The sequence below is a fragment of the Bradyrhizobium cytisi genome, assembly GCF_008123515.1.
Taxonomy (GTDB): domain Bacteria; phylum Pseudomonadota; class Alphaproteobacteria; order Rhizobiales; family Xanthobacteraceae; genus Bradyrhizobium; species Bradyrhizobium cytisi.
On the sequence record NZ_VSSR01000145.1, the window covers coordinates 1 to 3,002 of the forward strand.

Annotated in this window: 3 protein-coding genes and 1 pseudogene; all 4 read left to right on the plus strand. The window is 60.6% G+C overall.

Translation table 11 applies throughout. The features are described 5' to 3' along the window. Nucleotides 1-145: 145 nt before the first annotated feature. Entirely contained in the window at nucleotides 146-1,369 is a 1,224-nt protein-coding gene (locus FXB38_RS41955; RefSeq protein WP_148756698.1) for a site-specific integrase, read from the plus strand. Further along, the gene (locus tag FXB38_RS41960; protein ID WP_148756699.1) at nucleotides 1,366-2,289 is read left to right on the plus strand and encodes a tyrosine-type recombinase/integrase; all 924 of its coding nucleotides are present in this window, start codon (nucleotides 1,366-1,368) and stop codon (nucleotides 2,287-2,289) included. Before FXB38_RS41955 ends, FXB38_RS41960 begins: the two co-directional genes overlap by 4 nt. Continuing rightward, nucleotides 2,286-2,516, plus strand: a pseudogene (locus FXB38_RS44480) (site-specific integrase); the annotation flags it as partial. The gene FXB38_RS41960 and the pseudogene FXB38_RS44480, both read left to right, overlap by 4 nt. Before the next feature lie 157 nt (nucleotides 2,517-2,673). Then, nucleotides 2,674-3,002, plus strand: a 329-nt coding sequence (locus FXB38_RS44485; RefSeq protein ID WP_246230637.1) for a tyrosine-type recombinase/integrase, incomplete at its 3' end; no start/stop codon positions are given.

A 3,002-nucleotide genomic window follows, 5' to 3' on the forward strand; every position in this document is an offset into this window, starting at 1 on the left:
AATCTCTACTATGCCGACCTCGGGATTATGCCGACCATTGGCTCTGAACGGGCTCTGGCGGCGGCGATCGCTGCGTTAGAGTCGGCATAATCCGATTGGTCTCACAGCGTACAGTCTCCCCCTTGCCAATTGAAGGGAGGCTTTCATGTTGATTGATCTGTCACGAGTTGGGGTTTCGGGTCCGCTTTCGGCATTCGCGACTGGGTTTGCCGACCACATGACACGACAAGGCTATAACCCACACCAGACCCGCCTGCACTTATTGCTGCTAAACCACCTGAGCAATTGGCTTGCGAGCGAGGGGCTCGTTGTAGGGGAACTGCGCACAAAGGAAGTAGAGCGGTTTCAGCTCAGCCGTGATGAAGCGGGTTACAGCTTTCTTCGCTCTATCAGAGCGATGCAGCCGATCCTCGGTTACCTGCGCGGTCTTGGGATCGCACCGCCGGCCTCGTCACCTCCGGTCAGCGGAGTGCTTGAAGCGGCCCTGGCGCGATACCGAGGTTACTTGATACTTGAACGTGGCATCAGGAATGCGTCAGCGTCCCGGTATATTGAACTGATGCGTCCCTTCCTTCAAACCAAGGTCTCGCCGGACGGCCTTACTCTGGACCTTCGAAGCCTGACGGCGGCTGACGTCATTTCCTTTGTGGTGACAAACTGCCCTCGCCTCAGCCCTGGGACGGCCGGGTTGACAGTGTCGGCCCTTCGATCACTACTCGGTTTTCTTTACGTCGACGGCGTTATCGATCGGTCACTCGTGTCTGCGGTACCGACCGTTCCCGGTCGGCGATTAACCGGATTGCCGAAGGGATTGGCCGCTGACCAAGTGCAGCGCCTTCTGGCGTCCTGCGACACCAGCACCCGAAGTGGCTGTCGTGACTTCGCGGTCCTGACCATGCTTGTTCGCCTGGGCTTGCGGGCAGGCGAAGTCGCCAAACTGCAGCTTGAGCATATCGATTGGCGAGGCGGCGAGATCGTGATTGCCCACAGCAAAGGCAATCGCGCCGAACGACTGCCATTGCCTGCAGACGTCGGCGAAGCAATCGCGGCTTACTTGCATCACAGCCGTCCCGCAAGCACGCAAGGCCGAATGGTGTTTGCACGGATCACAGCTCCGCATCACGCTCTCACCACTGGCGCGGTAACGCAGATTGTTCGCCACGCTGGCGAACGGTGCGGCTTTGAACCGATCCATGCTCACCGGCTGCGTCACACCGCAGCGACTCTGATGCTACGCGGCGGTGCATCGCTGCCCGAGATCGGACAACTCCTGCGCCACCGCAACGCCATTACGACATCGATCTATGCCAAGGTCGATCGCGATGCTCTGCGGTCGATCGCTCGCCCCTGGCCGGGTGTCGTCGCATGAACGCTCTCCGCAAGGCTCTCGCAGACTACTTTGTGGTTCGCCGCGCCCTCGGCTTTAAGCTCTATCGAGCCGAGAAGCTCCTCGGTCAGTTTCTCACCTTCGTCGAGGATCGCGGCGAAGATCATCTGACAACCGAGGCGGCGCTCGCTTGGGCGACGCTTCCTAAGCGCGGTCGAACCTGGGCATTTGCCCGGCTTTCCGTTGTTCGCCGCTTCGCTAAACACCTGCGCGGGATCGACCCCGCGACCGAGGTGCCCCCGACCCACTTGCTGGTGCAGCAAAAGGGCCGAGCAACGCCCTACCTATATTCGGAGTCGGATATCGCGGCCCTCATCGCCGCGGCCGGGACGCTGCGGACACCGCACCGAGTGGCGACATTTCGGACATTGATCGCCTTGCTTGCAGTGACCGGAATGCGGGTTGGGGAAGCGATCGGCCTCGACCGCGACGATTTTGACTCCGTCATTGGACTACTCACTATCCGGAACGCAAAGTTCGGCAAGTCTCGCCAATTACCGCTGCATCCGAGCACGGTGGCTGCACTGGTTGATTATCTGCGTCGAGACGACCGTCCGACAAACTCGTCGAATACGCCGGCACTGCTGGTCACTACGGTTGGCACCAGATTCCACTACATGGGTATCCAGCCCGTCTTTCGTCAAATTGTGGATGTCGCCGGCCTGAAGCCGCGCTCTGCCTCATGCCGTCCGAGGCTGCATGATCTGCGGCATGGATTTGCCGTCAATACCATCCTTGACGGATATCGAGATGGCAGGGAGCCGGGGAACCGGATCGCGTTGCTGTCGACCTACCTCGGCCACGTCGATCCTGTCAGCACATATTGGTATCTTTCAGCTGCGCCGGAGTTGCTGACGCTGGTTGGTGATCGTTTGGAGCGGCACCTCGGAGGTGCCGCATGACCGCACTTGCCCCAACCCTGCAAGCGTTCTTCACGGAACGCCTCATCCGCCAGCGCCAGGCTAGTCTCCATACACTTGCAGCCTACCGGGACACGCTGCGGCTGCTGCTGATTTTCGCGTCCGCGAGGAAGGACGTCGAACCATCGAAGCTGGACATCCACGATCTTGATGCGCCGCTCATCGGCGCCTTCCTCGACCATCTTGAGAAGCAGCGCGAGAATAGTGCGCGCACCCGCAATGCTCGACTTGCCGCCGTCCGTTCGCTGTTCCGGTACGCAGCGCTTCGACATCCCGAGCATGCCGCCGTAATCGAGCGGGTGCTTGCCATTCCACGCAAGCGTTTCGACCGAAGGCTCGTCACTTTCCTGATCGAACCTGAACTCGATGCGCTGTTCCGCGCACCCGACCGCTCGACCTGGACCGGGCGGCGCGACCATACCCTGCTTACGCTCGCAAACGGGCCTGCGCGCGTCAGAATTGATCGGCCTTCGCATCAGCGATGTTCATCTCGGCACTGGCGCCCATATCAGTTGCATGGGGAAAGGACGGAAGTTGCGGATCACACCGATTACCGCGGGTATGGTCGCCCTCCTGCGTGTTTGGCTCGCCGAGCGCGCGGGTCTTCCGGCGGAGCCACTTTTCGTCACCCGATCGGGAACGTCACTCAGCCGTGACGCCCTCGAACATCGGCTCGCCAAATACGTTCAGATCGC